At 65.8% G+C, this 17,797-nt stretch carries 14 protein-coding genes; 9 read left to right on the top strand and 5 right to left on the bottom strand.

What is annotated here, in order from left to right; translation table 11 throughout:
- The first annotated feature begins 189 nt into the window (after positions 1 to 189).
- The 4 genes from ACOGW9_RS10565 (at position 190) to ACOGW9_RS10550 (ending at position 6,891) form a co-directional block, all read left to right on the top strand.
- Positions 190 to 1,473, top strand: coding sequence for an exonuclease SbcCD subunit D (locus ACOGW9_RS10565; protein WP_419911016.1), 1,284 nt, complete (start codon positions 190 to 192; stop codon positions 1,471 to 1,473).
- Positions 1,470 to 4,562, top strand: a complete 3,093-nt coding sequence (locus ACOGW9_RS10560) for an AAA family ATPase (RefSeq protein ID WP_419911014.1) — start codon at positions 1,470 to 1,472, stop codon at positions 4,560 to 4,562. The genes ACOGW9_RS10565 and ACOGW9_RS10560 overlap by 4 nt, the downstream gene beginning before the upstream one ends.
- A 271-nt stretch (positions 4,563 to 4,833) precedes the next feature.
- Entirely contained in the window at positions 4,834 to 6,249 is a 1,416-nt protein-coding gene (locus tag ACOGW9_RS10555) for a translation initiation factor IF-2 N-terminal domain-containing protein (RefSeq protein ID WP_419911011.1), read from the top strand.
- A gap of 27 nt (positions 6,250 to 6,276) precedes the next feature.
- A complete protein-coding gene (locus ACOGW9_RS10550) occupies positions 6,277 to 6,891 on the top strand; it encodes an alpha-ketoglutarate-dependent dioxygenase AlkB (protein ID WP_419911009.1) in 615 nt (204 codons plus the stop codon).
- Positions 6,892 to 6,919: 28 nt separating this feature from the next.
- Here the strand turns inward: ACOGW9_RS10550 and ACOGW9_RS10545 are convergent, their stop codons facing one another.
- Both ACOGW9_RS10545 and ACOGW9_RS10540 read right to left on the bottom strand, forming a co-directional pair.
- A complete protein-coding gene (locus ACOGW9_RS10545; RefSeq protein ID WP_419911007.1) occupies positions 6,920 to 8,410 on the bottom strand; it encodes an HNH endonuclease in 1,491 nt (496 codons plus the stop codon).
- Positions 8,411 to 8,643: 233 nt separating this feature from the next.
- Positions 8,644 to 9,279, bottom strand: coding sequence for an NUDIX hydrolase (locus tag ACOGW9_RS10540; protein WP_419911005.1), 636 nt, complete (start codon positions 9,277 to 9,279; stop codon positions 8,644 to 8,646).
- Between the two features lie 74 nt (positions 9,280 to 9,353).
- Here ACOGW9_RS10540 and ACOGW9_RS10535 point away from each other — a divergent pair, with 74 nt between their 5' ends.
- Positions 9,354 to 10,568, top strand: coding sequence for an acyl-CoA dehydrogenase family protein (locus ACOGW9_RS10535; RefSeq protein WP_419911003.1), 1,215 nt, complete (start codon positions 9,354 to 9,356; stop codon positions 10,566 to 10,568).
- Positions 10,569 to 10,674: 106 nt separating this feature from the next.
- Here ACOGW9_RS10535 and ACOGW9_RS10530 read toward each other — a convergent pair whose 3' ends face one another.
- Positions 10,675 to 11,862 carry a CaiB/BaiF CoA transferase family protein gene (locus tag ACOGW9_RS10530; protein WP_419911001.1) on the bottom strand — a complete coding sequence of 396 codons (1,188 nt, stop codon included), beginning with the start codon at positions 11,860 to 11,862 and terminating at the stop codon, positions 10,675 to 10,677.
- Positions 11,863 to 11,949: 87 nt separating this feature from the next.
- Here ACOGW9_RS10530 and ACOGW9_RS10525 point away from each other — a divergent pair, with 87 nt between their 5' ends.
- The 3 genes from ACOGW9_RS10525 to ACOGW9_RS10515 all read left to right on the top strand — a co-directional run bounded on the left by ACOGW9_RS10525 (position 11,950) and on the right by ACOGW9_RS10515 (position 14,897).
- Complete coding sequence (locus tag ACOGW9_RS10525) at positions 11,950 to 12,633, top strand: nitroreductase family protein (protein ID WP_419910999.1); 684 nt, start codon at positions 11,950 to 11,952, stop codon at positions 12,631 to 12,633.
- Positions 12,634 to 12,767: 134 nt separating this feature from the next.
- On the top strand, positions 12,768 to 13,991 hold the full coding sequence (locus ACOGW9_RS10520) for an aminotransferase class III-fold pyridoxal phosphate-dependent enzyme (protein ID WP_419910997.1): 1,224 nt from the start codon (positions 12,768 to 12,770) through the stop codon (positions 13,989 to 13,991).
- 69 nt (positions 13,992 to 14,060) lie between these two features.
- Positions 14,061 to 14,897, top strand: a complete 837-nt coding sequence (locus ACOGW9_RS10515) for an LLM class F420-dependent oxidoreductase (RefSeq protein WP_419910995.1) — start codon at positions 14,061 to 14,063, stop codon at positions 14,895 to 14,897.
- 22 nt (positions 14,898 to 14,919) lie between these two features.
- Here ACOGW9_RS10515 and ACOGW9_RS10510 read toward each other — a convergent pair whose 3' ends face one another.
- Together ACOGW9_RS10510 and ACOGW9_RS10505 are read right to left on the bottom strand one after the other, a co-directional pair.
- Positions 14,920 to 15,750: a DUF6159 family protein gene (locus tag ACOGW9_RS10510; RefSeq protein WP_419910993.1), complete on the bottom strand. Its 831-nt coding sequence runs from the start codon at positions 15,748 to 15,750 to the stop codon at positions 14,920 to 14,922.
- 117 nt (positions 15,751 to 15,867) lie between these two features.
- The gene (locus ACOGW9_RS10505; RefSeq protein WP_419910991.1) at positions 15,868 to 16,920 is read right to left on the bottom strand and encodes a DMT family transporter; all 1,053 of its coding nucleotides are present in this window, start codon (positions 16,918 to 16,920) and stop codon (positions 15,868 to 15,870) included.
- A gap of 78 nt (positions 16,921 to 16,998) precedes the next feature.
- Here ACOGW9_RS10505 and ACOGW9_RS10500 point away from each other — a divergent pair, with 78 nt between their 5' ends.
- Entirely contained in the window at positions 16,999 to 17,796 is a 798-nt protein-coding gene (locus ACOGW9_RS10500; protein ID WP_419910989.1) for an SDR family NAD(P)-dependent oxidoreductase, read from the top strand.
- Position 17,797 lies beyond the last annotated feature (1 nt).

The raw sequence follows: 17,797 nt of genomic DNA, 5'->3' as shown, positions 1-17,797 counted from the left end.
TGCTCCGAGCCGTGACGCTCATCGGCAGCCCCGATCCAGGGACCTGCGGTGTGCGGACACTAACGAACCGGGAGTTGGCTGGCACAGGGCTGGCACAGGGCCGACGAGCCGACGAGATCGCACTGTCTCGAGCCCCGGCAATCCCCATTCCCCAGGCTCCCCGTCACAGCCCCTCGGTACTCTGCGGCCGTGCGCATCCTGCATACGTCTGATTGGCACTTGGGTCGCAGCTTCCACGGCGCGTCGCTCATGCACGAGCAGGAAGAGGCCATCGAGCGGATCGTCGAACTGGCAAGCGACCAGAAAGTCGATCTTGTCGTGATCGCGGGCGACTTGTACGACCGGGCGATCCCGCCCACCGATGCCGTGCGACTCTTCGACGAGGCGCTGGTGCGTCTGCACGGGACCGGCGCGCAGATTGTCGCGATCGTCGGCAATCACGATTCACCGTCTCGCGTCGCCGTCGCAGATCGGGTGCTCGAACGGGCGGGCGTTGTCGTGCGCGGCGATGTCTCTCGGTGCATACAACCGCTGCAGTTCGATCCCGAAGACGGCGGGCCACCCGTCAGCGTCTTTCCGGTGCCATACCTCGAGCCGTCGCTGGCCCGACCAGTCCTTGACCTGCTCGACGGCGATTCAGAAGCAGCAGACTCAGAGCAGCCTCGCGATGCGAGCCGCCAAGAGCCAGTCATCGCGCAATCGGCCGGGCACGAGACGCAGGAGATCGAAAAGTCCCAGCCAGCGGGTCATCGCCGCATCAGTCACCACGACGTCACGGAACTCGCCACAACGCTGATCCGCGGGGCGGCGGCAGCCGGCGGTCCGACTCGCACCGTCGTGGTGGCACACACTTTCGTAGACGGGGCAACGCCGACCGATTCCGAACGCGATCTCAGTATCGGCAACATCGACAGGGTGGGCCTGGACGTGTTCGGCGGGTTCGACTACGTGGCACTGGGGCACCTGCACCGCAGCCAAGCCTTCGACGGTGGCCGCATCGCGTACTCCGGCAGCCCGCTCCCCTACTCGTTCTCCGAGGAGAACGACACCAAGTCAGTACGCATCATCGAGATGAACGCCGAGGGCCGATGCAGTACCGACGTTGTCCCGCTGGACGTCGGCCTCCCGCTGCGTACCTTGCAGGGCCGGCTCGAGAACCTGCTCGACAGCCCTGAATTCGACGCTGCCGAAACGGCTCGGGTCCGGGTGCGGCTCACGGACCCCGAATTGCCCCTGCAGGCGATGGCGCAGATCCAACGGCGCTTCCCGCACGCCGCCGTGCTCGAGCACGTTCCCGACGGTCGCAAGGCGCCCGGCGGTGGTGACGTGGCTGAGGCGGTGGAGAACTCGGAACACCCGCTCGAACTCGCGCTGCAATTCTGGGCTGACCAGCACGGTCGAGAGGCCTCAGCGGCGCAGCGAGACGTGCTGACCTCCGCGCTCCAAGCGGCAACTGGCGAGCACGACGCATGAGGCCGCACCGGCTCGCGTTCTCCGCTCTGGGTCCCTACCCGGGCGATGTGGAGGTCGACTTCGACCGGCTGGTCGTCGACGGACTCTTCTTGATTTGGGGGCCCACAGGCGCCGGCAAGACGTTCCTGCTCGACGCACTGTGTTTCGCGTTGTATGGCGAGGTGCCCGGAGAGCGCCGCCATGACAGCCTCCGGTCCGACCATGCAGCACCCGATGCGTCGCCCTGTGTCGAGCTCGAGTTCACGGCACACGACGCGCGCTGGCGCATCAGACGCAGCCCATTGCACGAACGCGCCAAGAAGATCGGAGAAGGCACCACCAAGGTCCAGCCCAATGCCACGCTCGAACGGCAGGACGGCGACGGCTGGCAGCCGGTGGCTCAGAAGCTGACCGAAGTCAACGACGAGGTCGCCCGACTGATCGGCCTCACCAGCTCGCAGTTCCAGCAGGTTGTTCTCCTCCCACAAGGGAGATTCGAGAAGGTGCTTCGGTCGAAGTCCGAAGACCGAGAGAAGCTGCTGCGCACCCTGTTCGACACGTCTGTCTTTGCGTCGGCCGCCAGCTGGCTGGACGACGAAGCCAAGCAACGCCGAGAGACCGCAGCGAGTCTCGAACAGGAACTCCTCGACCTACGCAACCGGGCCGCTGAGAGATGGAGGGAGGTACGCCCAGCGATCGAAGGCAGCGACCCGCTCGGCACACCTGCCGAAGCAGCCGATGAGACCGACCACGAAGCACCCGTCGACGCAGGTGCGGAAACCGACAGTCCGTGGCCGGCGAACCAAACCGACTTCGACGAGCTGGCTGCCCGCTCATTCGCCGAGGCGGAGCGAGCCTCCCGCGCGAACGATGCTGCGGCACAGCAGCTCGATTCGATCCGCCGACAATCTGACGAAACGCGCCAGATCGCTGAGCGTTGGGACCGGCGGGAGGCTCTGCGGCAACGGCGCGACCAACTCGCTGACGAAGCCGCAAGCATCGAGACTCGCCGGGAGAGGCTGCGCTCGGCCAATGCGGCAGAAGACCTGCGGCAGTCGCTCATGGAGATGGAACGCGGCCGCGAGCGCCTTGACGAGAACGCCCGCGAGTTGTCAGAGCGTCACGCCGCACTGCAAGCACACTGGGCCGACGCGTTGAGCCTTCCCGACGGCCTAGCTATCCCATCTGCTGACGACCCAGAGCTGCCGCTTCAACTTGCGGCGATTACGACGGCACTCGCGCTTCACCGAGACCGGCTCGAGACCTTCGTCGGGGACGCCGAGACGGCAGCGAAGAACGCATCCGAGGCCACTGCCATGAGGCAGACAGCTGATGAGCAGTCCGGGATTCGCGATGCGCACGACGACGCTGCAGCAGAGCACGAGCGGCTTCGCGAAGGGGCCATCGCGCAACTGCGCAGCGCCGAGTCGGCCGCCGGTCAAGTGCCAGCCCTGGAAGACGCGGCGCGGCGAGCGCTCGAACGCGCTGAAGCTGCGACGCTGCTGCAACCCCTGCATCCCGACCGAGAAGCTGCCAACGACGCTCTGGTGCGCGCCACCGAAACGGCCCAGGCTCACCGGACAAGATGGCTCGATCTGCGCGAGCGCTACCTCGACGGGATCGCCGCGGAATTGGCCGGTCAGCTGAGGGACGGCCAACCATGCTCAGTGTGCGGATCCAAGCATCACCCCGATCCGACCCGACACGCAGATGATTCGGTGCGGATTGAAGAAGTCGAGGCCGCCGAAGCCGATATCGAGAATGCTGACGGGGCCGTGGACTCTGCACGTGAGGCACTCCATCTGATCGACTCGCGGATCGCGACGCTCAGCGGACGCGCCGGTGATGCGGCCGGCGATCCCGACGCTGCGGCCGAGCACGCCAAGGGCCTGGCCAACGCAGCGCAAGCTGCCGCCGAGCTGGCGCGCGAGGCGGACGGTCTGCGCGCAGCAGCGGATCATCACAGCAATGCGGCATCTGTGGATCGGACAGCGGCCCGACAAGCCGAGAAAGCCGCTAGTGCTGCGGAGGAACGTGCCCGCGCCGCCACGGAGACCGCGACCGACCTGCGACAGCGCATCGAAGCCGAGATCGGTCACATTGATCCCGCCGAAGCTCTTGATGATCTCGCCGCAGTGGAGACGGACTTGAGCAGCCTGGCAGGTGCAGCTGCAGACCGAACTCAGGCCAGAACGGAGCTAGCGACATTGGACGGCACCTTGGCCAAGCGGCTCAGAACATCGCCCTTCGCCACTTCCGAGGAGGCCCGATCTGCACTTCGCGAGGAAGCCGAGCGGGACGAGTTGCAGGGTGCAGTGACGAACTACGACCAGAGCAAGCACGACACTGCGCGTGATCTCGGTGCCGAGGAAATGCAGGGCCTTCCTGACGAACGCCCGGACACCGAAGCGGCTCAAGCCACCTTCGAGAGCGCTGAACAGCAGGCCAACTCGGCGCGAGATCGGCACACCCGTGCCGTAGATGCCTATAAGGCGATCAGCGATTGGGCTGACAAGCATCGGAACACGACCGCGACGCACAACGACGCCATGGCGGACGCCAACAGCTGGTCCGCCGTCGCAAACCGTTGCAACGGACGACTGCCACCGAAGGTGTCGCTGCAGCGCTGGGTGCTGTCGGCCTACTTGGAGCAGATCTGCGAATTCGCCAACCGGCGGCTCAGCTCGATGACTGGTGGCCGATACCGGCTCAGCGTGTACCGCGAGAGCGAACGGCGTGGCGCCCAGGCCGGCCTCGGCTTGCGTGTCCACGACACCTTCACCGGAGCAGAGCGGGAAGTGTCAACGCTCTCGGGTGGCGAGACCTTTCAAGCGTCGCTGTCACTGGCGCTCGGCGTCGCAGATGTGGTTACTCAGCGCAGGGGTGGTGTGCATCTCGACGTTCTCTTCGTCGATGAAGGCTTCGGGACACTCGACAGCGAAGCGCTGCAGCTCGCCATGGATGAACTGGACCGATTGCGCGAGGGTGGTCGCGCCGTCGGCCTCATTAGTCACGTTTCAGAGCTGTGCGAACGCATCCGCACTGGCATCCAGGTCCACCCAACGGATGAGGGATCCGCGATCAGCGTCGGCCCGATCTCCGAGCCTTGACTTCCAAGTGTGCACGGCCCACGCGCGCCGCGTTTCTAAGCAACCCGTCGTGATGGCTGCGTGCGCGTCATCTGCTCGGCGCACCCGCCTAAGCACGGTCTCTGCCGACGGCGGCATCGCGGCCCGCATCGACCAGTGGGCCGAAGCCGTCATTGAGGACGCCGAAGCCGAATCGACTGGTGGCTGCGACGACAGTGCTGCCTCAGAGGCTCACACCGGCCCCATTACGCACGCTGCGGACCCGACGACGCGATGAGACCAGTGCTTCCGTTTGTCGCGTCGTCACTTCGCGCCCGGAACCCTCCTCGGCGTACTATCACAGCCTTGTCTCCACAGAAGGACAGTCCGCTTGCCAAGGAAGGTTCGGGTTCACGAACTCGCTCAGGAGTTGCGCATGTCGCTCACCCAGGTGCTCGACGTGTGCGAGTCGCTGGGCATCAGTGTGAAGACGCACTCGTCCAGCATGGAGGATGCTCAGGCTGATCGCGTTCGGCGCAAGGCCGCGCGTGAAGGACGAGTCGGCGAGGAACCGTCGCCAGAGGAAGCCCAGCGCACAAAGGCCGCGGACGTCACCGCCGCGCCACCACAGCGCACCGCTGAGACAAGGCAACAGCAGGCCGCCCCTGCAATCCGTCCGCCACAGCCCACCACGCGACCGGCCGCGACGCCACCGCCATCCCAAGGTAGACCTGCACCCGGGCACCCAGTGACTTCCACCACAACGTCTGATGAGGCGCAGCCGGGCACAATGCCGCGGGTTGCCCCGCTACCGCTGCGCCGCGGAGGATCCGAAATGGGAATCGTCCGAAGTCGATATCTTGCCATTTGTGACGACCTGATTTCAGACTTTGAGGCTTCACCGTCGACCTACACGGTTCTCAAGAACGCGAGCTTCCAAGACTGTCTCGGGTACTTGCAGCGCTACATTGTCGATAAACGTTCCCATTATCGCTTTGATCGTTATGCTGCTCTGTTGAACCCGTGGTATCATGAGAACGCATTTCCGACGGAATTGGCGGAGCACTATTGGGATAGCGGACGCAGCAGGTTGCGCCTCTTACATATAGATCTCGGATCGGGACCCGGCTTGTTCACGTGGGTTGTTCGAGATTATCTCGATGACGTATTCTGGGGCCCAAGCTGGGAATACGAATCAATGCACATTGGTTATGACCATAGCGCCTCAATGGTCGACTTAGCGACGGTGATTTGGGGCCGCCTGGCAATAGGTTCCAAAGCTGTTTGGTGCAGCAGCCAGGAGTCTCTATTGGCCGTAGCACAACGGCCGATTTCGAGTTGTGATTATCTTCTGATCACGATGGGCCATGTCATCATCCAGTTATCCAATCAGGGCAAAGCAGTACTCGATAACTTAGCCGATTGCGTCAATCAGCTACTGAATGACTACGACGCGCCGCCGACAGATGTCCTAATTGTCGACGCACACTCCGGTTCCCGGCCGCAGCAATTCGAGCGGGCACTGCAACAGTTCGTGGCAGTCCTCGACACTCCGAGAGATGACGCGCATCGAGATCACTCTGCTTGGCATAGGATGGACTTGCCATCTCACGTCTTGCCGGAAGGCTCTCGGGCTGCCATTAGCAACTGGCGAGGTCAAGCGCTATTGCGAAGCACCTCAACAGGAGAATTCACCGCACCCGAGTCAAGCGAGGAGAATCCCTTTTGACCAACGAAGAAGGCGCAAGGTTGGACTTTGACGCTTTTTGAGCTCACAGGTGACGACGACCATCGGACAGGCCACTCGTTGTCGAAGCTGCCTAAGGGCTGCATCTACTTGAGTCAGTATCTTGGCCCCTCCGTAGCTGGCGGGCTTTTGCATTGGCTTGATGGATTGGCAAGTTCGGAGTGGCGCGTGGACCTGTCGCGGCGGGTCATTCATTACGGTTGGCGCTACGACTATCGCTCCAAAGCAATCACGCCTGATATGGAGATCGGCCCTCTACCGGCCGAAATTGACGACCTAGCAGTGGCCCTGTTCGAGGATGAACACTTCGATCGAGTGCCCGATCAAGTGATCGTCAACGAATACCTACCCGGCCAAGGTATCGCCATGCACACTGATCACCCGGACTTTGGCCCTACGGTCGCGACGATGTCGCTTGGGGACGCTTGGACTATGGAGTTTCGGGATCCGAAGTCAAACGAGCAGCGCTCACATCTACTAGAAGTAGGCTCGATTCTGATCCTCTCAGGCGAAGCGCGACATCAGTGGCAACACGGGATCGCAAAACGAAAGACCGAGCCGGATGGCAGGAAGCGTCAACGGCGAGTATCCCTGACGTTTCGAACCGTCGACGGAGTCAGATGAGCGGACTCAACTGGACGGTCTGAATTCGCTAGGGGAACAGGGCAGGTTCACGGGCCCGATCGAGTGTGCAGGTCGGGACGGCGTCTTGCAGCGGCGCAGGGTTGTGGCGCGGGGTCGGCTTCTTGGATCTGGCGGGGTTGGGCGCCGCCGCCGCATCGGGCGGTATGAGCCGGTAGCGGCCGTTGCGTTTGATGACCTGCCAGTTGTGGTCGTGGATCTTGTCATGACAGGACCAGCACACCAGCACGAGGTTGTCGATCTTGGTGGGGCCGCCACAGAGCCAGGGGATGATGTGGTGCGCTTCGCAGTCGCCGGGCGGGGCGCCGCAGCCGATGCAGGCGCCGTCGCGGGCGATCAGGGCGCGGCGCTGGGCTGCGGTGGGCGCTCGTGCAGCGACGGCCTCGTAGAGGGGTGTGAGTTCTTTGCCGAACAGCACGACGGAGATGTCGGCGTTACAGCAGAGCCGGTCGACGACGCTGGCGGGCACCGGGCCGGTGCCGGCGATCTCTCCGATACCGCCGTGGTCGTCGAGCAGGTCTGCGAGGTCGGCTCGCACGATGATCTGGGTCGTTTGGGCTTTGTGACCCGCAGAGCCCGTGCTGCCGGCGGCCTTGTGGCAACAGCCCGTGCCGATACCGCCGCATGTGGGGTCGCCGGACGCGCCATCGCCTGCGGCGGTGCAGTCAGTGACGGTGTCGTAGCCAGCTGCGCAATCGGGAAGCGATGCGGGCACGGGTGTGCGGTGGGTGAGGATGCCGTCGAGGGCATCTGCCATGCGCTGGTCGCGGGTGCGCACCACGCCACCGGCTGTCGGACCGTCATCTGCAGTGCCGGTGTGCCCGGTGTCGGGGCCGTCTGTGCTGGCAGCAGCGCCCCTGCGTTGCAGGCGGCGGTCGGCTTGGCGGAGGCGTTCGGCTTCGTCGCGGATGCGGGCTTGGATGCGGGCGCCCATCTCGGCGTCGAACGCTCCGCGCATCTGCACCGTCCCATCGTCACCGTTCCAAAAGCGCACATTGCGGTTGCGGCGGTTGCGGCGGTGCCGCTCGGCGAGGCTCGCAGCGCTCTGGTGCTTCGCGGCCCAGCGCGCTGATGCCTGGGCGAACTCATCAGGCGGCAGCGTCTTTGCCAGGTTCACCAGTTCGGCGTCGCCCTGCACTGCTTCGGGGCTGGTCTGGCGCGCGGCGCGGGCGAGGCGGGCGGCGTTGGCCATGCACATCTCTCCATCAGCCAGCGCGGACTGGGCAGTGGGCAACTGCTCGAGCTTGGCAGTCGTTCGTACGTTGCGCGCTGCATCGGAACGCGGGACTGCGGCGATCTGGTGCAGTACACCCGCGCCGCCGTCGCCGTGCCGCTCTCGCGACGCGATCTGCGACGCAAGGGCGGTCTCAAGCGTCTCAAGCCGGGCGCGCAGCGGCTTGGCCAGCCCCAACGCCTCGCGCAGCTCACCGGTGGGCGCACCCTCGACACCGTCGAGGGCCGCTGCGAGGGAGTCGAGCGCCTGCCGCACCTGAGAGAACATGCGTTCACCTTAGCGGCCCGGTGTGACAAACGAACGTTTACGCGCCACAAGATAGATTACAGCTATGTGACATTCAGTTTCATTAGTTTATATTAGTTTTCAATAAGTTCCCAGACCTGGCCCGCAGCCGTCGCTCGCCACTGATCACTCGACTTCAGACGCTGTGCCAGCACCGACGCCGCAATCCCGTCGATCGTCACGCCCGAACGCACGGCCGCAGCGGCGGGGCTTGCTCAGCTGGACGGGCTGAATTGGATCGGGAGGGGGTGGCCGGTGCGGGTGAACAGGTCGTGCAGCATCCGCAGCGTCATGCCCCAGATCACCCGTCCGTGGCCGACTTCGATGCCGGGGAAGCGCTCGTCGGGTCGGGGCGGGTAGTGGTAGTCGATGTGGTGTCGAGGGTCGGCCAGTTCTGCCACTGGCACCCAGAACGCGTCGGCCACTTCGTAGTTCAGCGTCAGTGCGGGGCGGGCGCCGTCGAGCCAGCACACGTGTGGCGTCACCCGCAGCGCCGCGCCGCGCCAGCGCGGATTGCCTTCGAGGTCGTTGAGCCGGCCGAGCCAGCGCACGCCGGCGTGCGCTGTGATGTCGAATCCGATCTCTTCGCGGCTCTCGCGCACTGCCGTGTCGAACGTGTCGTCGTCGTCGGGTTCGGTGCGCCCGCCCGGAAACGCCATGTGGCCCGACCACGGGTCGCCGTCGCGGGTGGCTCGTTCGATGAAGAGCATCTCTGGGCCGCTGTCTCCCGAGCGCACCACTGCGGCGACGGAGGCAGTCGGGCCGTGATGCGGTGTGTCGAGGTCCTGGCTGAGCACGGCCGACAGGCGTTCAGCTTCGAACGCCTCGGTGACAGGGTGCAGGCCGACCACGGCCTCGCAGCGTAGGTCGGACGCATGCGACGGCTCTCGGTTCGCTTCCGGACGCCGCTGCTACCGTCGCCGCGATGACTGCTGCCGACGTTGACAACTCGATCGCTGCAGACGATCCGCTGACGGGCATGGACGCTGGATCGTTCGAAGCGTTCGTCGGCGAAGTCGCGCAATTCCGCGACAGCGTGGTGGCGCCGAATGTGAACCGTTGGGAGAGCGAGAAGCGCATGGCGCCCGAGGCCCTGCAAGACGCCTCGGCGATCGGGCTGCTGGCCATGGAGGTGCCCACCGAGCTGGGTGGACTCGGGATGAGCTTTGCCCAGAAGTGCCGCATCGTCGAGGTGCTGAGCGCCGTGTCGATGCCCTTCGCCTTCAGCTTGGTGAATACCGGCAACGTCGCCGCGCGGGTGGCGCGGCTCGGCAGCGACGCTCACCGCGAGCGCTACCTGGCCGACCTGATGGCCGGACGCCGGCTTGGATCCACAGCGCTGACCGAACCGGGCGCCGGCAGCGACTTCGCCAATATCGCAACCACGGCGACGCCCGTCCAGGGGGGCTGGCGACTCGACGGCGCGAAGGCTTGGATCACCAACGCCGCGCACTCCGACGTCATCTTCTGCTACGCGCAGACGCAGCCCGGCTCCCGAGGTCGAGGCATCGCGCTGTTCCTCGTCGACGGCACCCAGCCCGGCTTCGAGCGGCTGCCGCCGTACGAGCTGGCCGGAGGCCACCTGATCGGCACCGGCGGGTTCCGACTGGATGGCTACATCGCCGCCGGCGAAGACCTTCTCAGCCCTGCAGGGGAAGCCTTCATCGCAGCCCTGTCGAGCGTGAACGGTGCCCGCACCTACGTCGCCGCCATGTGCTGCGCCATGGTGAAGGCCACCCTCGCGAGCGCAGTCCGCTACGGAGCCGAGCGTGAGGCATTCGGCAAACCCGTCATCGCCCATCAAGGACTGGCGTGGAAGCTGGCGGGAGTGCAGAACCGCCTCGAAGCCGCCCAGCTGCTCACGGCCCGCGCCATCGAAGCCGTCACGGCCTCGCTGCACACGGGTGATGCGAGCGGGGCGATCCTGCCGGCTGCGCACGCCAAGAAGTTCGCGACCGAGACGGCCGAAGCCGACATCGCCACCTGCATCCAAGCCATGGGCGCCGAGGGCCTGCGCAGCGACCACCCGGGGGGTCACCACCTCGCAGGTGCGCGCATCGCCAACTATGTGGACGGCAGCACCGAGATCCAGACTGACCGCATAGCCCGCTCCCTCGCTGCCACGTACGCGGCGAGCTGAACTCGCCGCAGCACCCGCTCCCCCGCCACGCCGCACTCGGCAAGTTGAACATGCCCGTTGCCGCTCCCCCGCCGCGACACACGTGACGGGCTGAGTCACAGCACCCTCAGCCGAAGACGCCTTCTTCACGCAGTGCGGAGATGTCATCCCACGTGTATCCGTGCTCGAGCAGCACTTCCTCGGTGTGCTGCCCGAGTTCCGGAGCGACGGCGCCAGGCTTCAGCGGCGTGGCTGACATGCGGATCGGGGTGCCGATCACCGTGCGTTCGCCCTCGGGGTGCTCCACCCGTTGCAGGTAGCCATTCTCGTACATCGACTCGTCGGCCATGATCGCCTCGTAGTCGCGGACCAGCCCGTAGCGGACCCCGGCCCCGGTGAGCACTGCCTCCCATTCGTCGAGGGTCCTAGTGGGGAAGACCTCGTCGATGATGGCGACCAGCTCGGCCCTGGCTTCCGAGCTCAGGATGAGGGCCAGGAAGCGTTCGTCGTCGGCGAGGTCTGGCCGTTCGAGCAGCTTGGCGAATTCGGGCCAGCCTGGTCCGGTGCCGCTCAGCAAGTGGATCCAGCCGTCAGCCGCCTCCACGGTGTGGAGCAGCGTGGGAACGAAGGCGTGCCCCGAATCGATCCGTTCGGGGTTGCGACCGGTCAGCAGCGTGTAGGTCATCTCCGACGCCTGGGCGTAGATCATGCCGCCCACGAGCGACACATCGACCCGCTGTCCCTGCCCGGTCTCGGTGCGATGCAGCAGCGCAGCAAGAATGCCGGTGACCATGTTCTGGCAGCCGACATGGTCGGAGATGACGGCCCCATTCATGATGGGGGGTCCGCCGTCGATCCGGGTGGCGAACATGAGCCCGCCCTCTGCCTGACCGGACGAGTCGGCCCCCTCGCGTATCGACTTGGGGCCGACCGGCCCGAAGGTCGAACCGGTGGCGTACACGAGCCGGGGATTGATGGCCGACAGGTGTTCATATGACAGGCCCCAGGCCTCCATGGTCCCGGGCACGAAGTTGTGAATCAGGACATCAGTCGTCTCGACGAACCGCTCGAGCGCTCGCTTTCCGCCCAGGGTGCGCAGGTCGAGGGTGACCGAGCGCTTCCCCCGGTTGCACGCTTCGTAGTACGGATTTCGCGGATCGGTAGGCGACACGGGGATCACCCGGGCGAGATCGCCCATGCCCGGCAGCTCGATCTTGACGACCGAGGCTCCCATGTCGTGCAAGGTCGCCGCAGCTTGAGGACCCTGCACGAGGATGGACAGGTCGAGAACGGTGTAGTCGTCAAGCGCTCCCATCGCCGGATCGTAACCCCCGCCGTTCGCACGGCACTTCCGATCGGGGTTTGCCAGACTGCGCAGACCACACCTCACAGGACGGTGAATATGTCAGCCGCATCAGCGCACACACCTTCAGCTGATCTCTACGAGGCCATGAGCACGCTGCGGGCCGTGCGCCGTCTTCGCACCGATCCGATTCCGTCCGATGTCCTCGAACGGGTACTGCAGGCCGCATGCTGGGCGCCGACCGGCGGCAACCAGCAGCCATGGCGAGTGGTCGTGGCCACCGACCCGGCCATCAAGCAGGGCTTGGCCGACATCTACGCGCCGGAGTGGGCGAAGTTCGCCAGCGGGTTCTTGAAGCGATTCGAAGGCCTTCCTGCCGACGAAGTCGCCAAGTGGGAGCGAGTCGTAGCTGCGGGCGACTACCTCGCCGATCATCTGGGAGATGCCCCAGCCATCCTGGTGTTCTGCGCCAACCCGGAGAAGATGGCGATCACCGATGCGAATCTGGATCGAGTCAGCATGGTCGGCGGCGGCTCGGTGTACACCGCAGTGCAGAACTCGATGCTGGCGTGCGTAGCCGAAGGGCTGGGCAGCACGCTCACGACGCTGCACTGCCTGCGCGAGCACGAGGTGAAATCGTTGCTCGGCGTGCCCGACGGATGGGCCACCGTCGCGATGGTGCCGATCGGGTACCCGGTGGGCAGGGGCAACGGCCCGATCACCCGGCAGCCGCCGGCCGAGATGGCCTACCGCGACACGTTCGGCGAGGCCTGGACGGGCTGATCGCCACGACCCGACAGGGCACTCGCTCATCGCCTCGCGGGCACGTCCCCACAACCCGGTCTGCCGCCTGGTGCGGCTGCTGCGATCCCGCATGCGGTATGTCAGGCTCTAGCTGCGTTCACAGGGGGTAGGTCATGAGCGAGCCGATGCAGACTTCGAGGTCCCGCGAGCTCTACGAGCGGGCACAGGCGGTGATCCCCAAGGGCGTGTACGGCCACTACGGCCCAGCGGTGATCGACGATGGACCGGTGTTCTTCTCGTCTGCCGAAGGCGCACGGTTCACCGACGTGGACGGGAACTCCTACATCGACTGGATGTGTGCGTACGGCCCGAACATTCTGGGCTACAACCATCCGGGGGTGGAGGAGGCGGCCGAAAAGCAGGCCGCCGATGGCAGCACGGTCAGCCTCGCCGCGCCGGTCATGGTGGAGCTGGCCGAGGAGCTCGTCGACCTCGTGGACGGGGCCGACTGGGCGCTGTTCGGCAAGAACGGGGCCGACGCGACCGGGTTGGCCGTAATGATTGCCCGCGCTGCGACGGGGCGGCGGTACATCCTCAAGATCCAGGGCGGATATCACGGCTCGGCCCCGTGGATGCAGGCGCCTGGGAACAAGGGCACCATCGCGGAGGATCAAGCCTTCGTCATCGAGGTGCCATGGAACGACGCGCAGGCTGTGCAGACCGCTATCGATGCTCACCCGGGCGACATCGCCTGCTTCATTTCGTCGCCGTATCACCACCCCGTCTTCGCCGACAACGAACTGCCCGCCGAGGGCTACTGGGATGCAGTTGAGGGCGCCTGCCGGGCTGCAGGGATTGTCGTGATCGTGGACGAGGTACGCAGCGGGTTCAGGATCGACTTGGCAGGCGCGCACGTGGCGTACGGATTCACGCCGGACCTCATGTGCTTCGGCAAAGCGATCGGGAACGGGCACCCGGTGGCGGCATTGGCCGGCAGCGACGAGCTGAAGGAAGCCGCAGGCGAGACGTTCTTCACTGGAACGCAGTTCTTCAATGCCGCGCCCATGGCAGCTGCCCTCGCGACGCTGCGGGAACTTCGCTCGACTGATGCCGCGGCGGCCGCGACCGAAACCGGCATTCGACTGGGCGAAGCCCTGACCGATGTGGCGGCAGCTCATGGGCACGAACTGCGAGTGAGCGGCGTGCCCGCCATGCCGTACCTGCGCGTCGTGGGCGAGGGAGGCTCGAAGTTCCATGCCCGCTGGATATCCGAGTGCATCCGCCGGGGCGCATACCTGCTCAGCTACCACAACAACTTCGTGTGCACCGCGCACACCGACGACGACATCAAGCGCACCTGCGACATTGCTGACGCAGCGTTCACGGCCCTCGCGTAGCGCCACGGCCCCTCAACGAACTGCAACCGCTCCGGTGACCAGCATTCTGATGCCCAGAAAGGAACGCGCATGAAGTTCGGCTTCACCGTGCCCAACAACTTCGGAGTCGATGATCCCGCGGAGGTGGTCGCTCTGGCTGTCGAGGCCGAGCAGCTCGGCTTCGACTCGGTGTGGGTGAACCATCACGTCCTCAACGTCGGCTACGTGTGGGACCGGCTGGGCGAGCGGCCCTACCACGATGCGCTGGTGACGCTCACGTGGATGGCGGCACACACGTCACGGGTGCGCCTGGGCACCAGCGTGCTGGTGATGCCGTACCTGCACCCGATGGTGCTGGCCAAGGAGCTGGCCACGCTGGACCGCCTGAGCGGCGGCCGACTGGTGGTCGGGCTGGGGGTTGGCAGCCTGCCCGAGGAGAACGAGCTGCTGGGCGCGGAATACGACGACCGGGGTCGGCTCAGCAACGAGTTCGTCGAGGTACTTGACCTGCTGTGGACACAGCCGAGCGCCAGTTACGACGGGCACTACTACTCGTTCGAAGGCGCCGTGAGCTCACCCAAGCCCCTGCAGCAGCCCCGACCCCCGATCCTGATCGGCGGCAACCGTCCGCCGGCGCTGCGGCGCGTCGGCCGGCTGGGCGACGGCTGGCATCCGATGATGCTGTCGCCCGAGAGCGTCGCTAAGCGCCTGCCGGTGATCCGCGAAGCCGCAGAGGCGGCAGGCCGCTCAGGCATCCCTGCTGAAGTCTCCGTGCGGCGGACCGCAAGCGACGTGACGCCGGAGCTAGCTGCCAGCTATGCAGCCGTCGGGGTGACCGAGCTCGTGGTCTCCTGGAACACCGGCGACGTCGCCCAGATCAGCGAGGGCCTCGCCGCCTTCGCCGCCGAACACGGCATCGGCGGCTGAAACGCCGGGCCGTTCGGTCTGGCTACTTCGAGCGGAACGAGGCTTCCATCTCGTCGATGTCGAAGCCGCCGTGCGCCACGCCGTCGACGGCGTACTCGTACAGCGCGGTCTTGAAGTAGAGGCTCAGCGCGCTCACCACAACGCTCACGGCGAGAACGCCGATCACGCCGACGGCGATGCCGATGTACAGGCCGATCCCGGGCACCAACGTGGCGATCAGCACCGCGACCAGGATGATCGGCAGGGCGATCACGAAGCCCAGAATGCCGAACCCCGCCTGGGCGATGAGATTCTCGCCCCAGGTGCGGCGGACCAGCGACATGGAGTGCTTGACACTGGCGAACGAGCGGTAGTCGTCGATGATGATGGCGGGCACGACCAGATAGGTGGCCACGCCCCACGCCGCCTCGGCCAGGAACGTCAGCATCTGGCCCAGCCAGCCCAGGCGCTCGCGCAGGAAGCGCAGCACCAGCCCGACGGTCAACGTGATGAGCGCCCAGCCGAGCAGGCTCGGCAGCCGTGACGCTGCCTTGCCCATGGCGCTGCGCACGGTGGGATCGCCGCCGGTCATGCGCTCGTGCGCGCCGGCCACGAGTGCGCCTTCGAAGTACACCACTGTGGCTGTTGCCACGAAGGCGAATACGAGCCCGAGCACGACTGCGCTGCCTTCGACACTCTCGGCGCCCCCGCTTGCATCGAAGCTGCCGGTGACGAAGCCGACCACCGCCGCCGCAGCGACGATGGCCAGGATGGTCAGCATGCTGAGAACGGGCAGCCACAGCAGCTCGCGATCCTGTTTCAGCAGCGACCACGAGTTCTTGGTCAGCCGCCACGTATTAGCGAATCGGCCCATTGAGATGCTCCCCGGGGAAGGTCGGCATCGCGCCGACGGGACGAACGCAGCACCCGCTGATCAGACTCCAGCGCCGCGTCGAACCTGAGCGTATCCAGCCTGCGCGGCACCAGATCGTCAGTTATGTGAACGCGCAGCGACAGGCGCTTCGGGTTCAGCGGCCTGCTCGACCGGAGCAGGCGCAGCCCGCGATCCGGCTGGCGTGCGGATGACCATGGCCACCGAGAACAGCACGACGGCGCCGCCCAGGAACTGCATGGGCGTCACCGGCTCTCCGTGGATGAGCCAAGCCGTCCCCACAGCCACGATGTGCATGGCCAGCACGTACAGCGAGGATCGGGCCACCTCGATGTGACCGTGGCACCACGTCATCAGCACATGACCGAACACCCCGGTCACGAAGGCCACGATCACGATCCACAGCCAATCCAGCCCGCCGAATTCGAAGAATTGGCTCGGTGTCACCATCAGCACGGTGGGCGGGACCGCGGCAACAAACGACCAGAAGTTGATGCCCGCCATCCACTCGATCGGGTCCACGTCGGTGGACGCTCTGGCCATCCGGGTCAGCACGAAATAGACGGTGAACGTCAGCACCGACATCGCCGTAAGGAACAGCCCGAACCCGCTGGCACGGAACTCGCCGCCGGCACCCATGATCACGCCGACTGCACCGCCCACCCCGATCAGCGTGAAGACGATCTGGCGAACGCTCACCCTGTCACCGAAGATCGGACCCACCAGCGCCAGGAGCATGGCCGGCTGCAGGGCCATCATCACCGACATCACCGAGATCGTGACTTCCTGCACGGCAGCGAAGACAAAGACCATGTTGATGCCGAACGACAGTCCCGGCAGCGCGGTTTGCCAGAACACCCGCCGCGACAACCACCGGCCTCGCAGCGCCAGCACCACGAGCAGGAACGGCGTGGACATGCCGAAACGGATGAAGGCGCTCACCATCGCCGGTGCAGTGAGCAGCTTGGAGATCGGCGGCCCGAGGCCCCACGAGACGACCACAAGGCCCATGACCAGCAGCGGCAGCGCGCCGCCGGCGGTCCGCACCGGTGCCGTCTCACGAACGGGTGTCACCTCGAATACCGGGGCGCCGTTCTTCGGGATGGCTCGCGCGCCGTTGCCTGCTGCAATCTGCTGGCGCGAGCCCCTCACCGGAGCGAGGTTACGACGATCACACGGGCCAATACCCTGCCAGCCTGAGAGCGCACCGCTGCTGCGGAGGGAGACACCATGAACGACGACGCCAGCGCCGGAGCCGAGGTCAGCCTGCCGCCCCAGTGGTCATCAGACCTCAGCGGGCAGACGGCATTCGTGACCGGCACCACGTCAGGCTTGGGCCGCCGTTTCGCCACGGTGCTCGCTGCCTGCGGTGCGAGCGTGGCCATCTGCGGCCGACGTGTGGAGCGGCTGAATGCGCTCGCCAGCGAGCTCGAGGCCGACGGCGCCACCGTGCTGCCCATCCCCCTCGACGTAACCGACACCGAGGCGCTGTTCGAGGCCGTCGCCACCGGCGAATCCCAACTCGGGACCGTGCAGATCCTCGTGAACAACGCCGGCAAGCCCGACGCCCGCCTGGCGCTCAAGATGGACCCGGCCTTCGTCGACGAGATGATCTCCACCAACCTCACGTCGCTGTTCCACCTGTCGTGCGAGGTCGCACGCCGCCTGATCGCCGCCGAGCTGCCCGGCCGGATCGTCAACATCTCTTCGGGGGCCGCATTCAGGGCACCGCTGGGCACCTCGATGTACGCCATCACCAAGAGCGCCGTGGTGCGCATGACCGAAGTGCTGGCCCAAGAGTTCGCCCGCTACCACATCAACGTCAACACCATCGCCCCAGGCGCGTTCGACAGCGAGATGATGGATGGGATGCTCGAGCGCATGGGCGACTTCACCCAGATGTTCCCCCGTCGCCGCCTCGGCAAGCCCTCGCAGCTCGACTCGACGCTGCTGTACCTGGTGTCACCGCTGTCGGACTTCGTGTCCGGCACCTGCATCACCGTCGACGACGCACAGGGCGCCGACTGAG

This window comes from Candidatus Poriferisodalis sp., from assembly GCF_965203655.1.
Classification (GTDB): domain Bacteria; phylum Actinomycetota; class Acidimicrobiia; order Acidimicrobiales; family Poriferisodalaceae; genus Poriferisodalis.
This window is presented reverse-complemented; position numbering and strand designations above follow the sequence as displayed.

Coding starts and splice junctions, on each gene's coding strand:
- ACOGW9_RS10500 (WP_419910989.1), top strand. CDS start 16,999: ATGAACGACGACGCCAGCGCCGGAGCCGAGGTCAGCCTGCCGCCCCAG.
- ACOGW9_RS10520 (WP_419910997.1), top strand. CDS start 12,768: ATGAGCGAGCCGATGCAGACTTCGAGGTCCCGCGAGCTCTACGAGCGG.
- ACOGW9_RS10530 (WP_419911001.1), bottom strand. CDS start 11,862: ATGGGAGCGCTTGACGACTACACCGTTCTCGACCTGTCCATCCTCGTG.
- ACOGW9_RS10545 (WP_419911007.1), bottom strand. CDS start 8,410: ATGTTCTCTCAGGTGCGGCAGGCGCTCGACTCCCTCGCAGCGGCCCTC.
- ACOGW9_RS10510 (WP_419910993.1), bottom strand. CDS start 15,750: ATGGGCCGATTCGCTAATACGTGGCGGCTGACCAAGAACTCGTGGTCG.
- ACOGW9_RS10535 (WP_419911003.1), top strand. CDS start 9,354: ATGACTGCTGCCGACGTTGACAACTCGATCGCTGCAGACGATCCGCTG.
- ACOGW9_RS10560 (WP_419911014.1), top strand. CDS start 1,470: ATGAGGCCGCACCGGCTCGCGTTCTCCGCTCTGGGTCCCTACCCGGGC.
- ACOGW9_RS10515 (WP_419910995.1), top strand. CDS start 14,061: ATGAAGTTCGGCTTCACCGTGCCCAACAACTTCGGAGTCGATGATCCC.
- ACOGW9_RS10525 (WP_419910999.1), top strand. CDS start 11,950: ATGTCAGCCGCATCAGCGCACACACCTTCAGCTGATCTCTACGAGGCC.